Genomic DNA, 560 nt, shown 5'->3' on the forward strand with positions numbered 1-560 from the left:
CATGCCAAGATCGGCGAGCTGGCGTTGGAAAACGATTTTTTGTCCGGCGCGCTCACCAAGGCGGGCCTGCTGAGCGCAAAGCGATGATCGACCGCGGTCATGATCTTTCTATCGTGCGCCAGGCGAAGGTCCTGAAGCTGGCTCGCAGCACGGTCTACTATGAACCTCGGCCAGTTTCGGCCGAGGACCTTGCCTTGATGCGTCGGCTCGATGAGCTGCATCTCGATTATCCCTTCGCGGGAGCGCGTATGCTGCGATCGTTGCTGCGGCGGGAGGGGGTATACGCCGGTCGCCGCCACATCGCGACGCTGATGAAGCGCATGGGGATCGAGGCGGTCTATCGTCGCCCGAACACGAGCAAGCCGGCTCCGGGTCACAAGATCTACCCGTACCTGTTGCGCGGATTGAAGATCGAGCGGCCCGACCATGCGTGGGCAATGGACATCACCTACATTCCGATGCGGCGTGGCTTCGTCTATCTCGCGGCGGTCGTCGATGTGTTCAGCCGACGGGTCCTGGCCCATCGCGTCTCGATCACAATGGAGGCGGCCTTCTGCGTC

1 pseudogene is annotated in these 560 nt (G+C 62.1%); it reads left to right on the forward strand.

The window, feature by feature from the left end:
- Positions 1-560 (forward strand): annotated as a pseudogene (locus QJT82_RS45565) (IS3-like element ISRj2 family transposase); the annotation flags it as partial.

The organism is Bradyrhizobium sp. Mp19, from assembly GCF_029952935.1.
Classification (GTDB): Bacteria; Pseudomonadota; Alphaproteobacteria; order Rhizobiales; family Xanthobacteraceae; genus Bradyrhizobium; species Bradyrhizobium elkanii.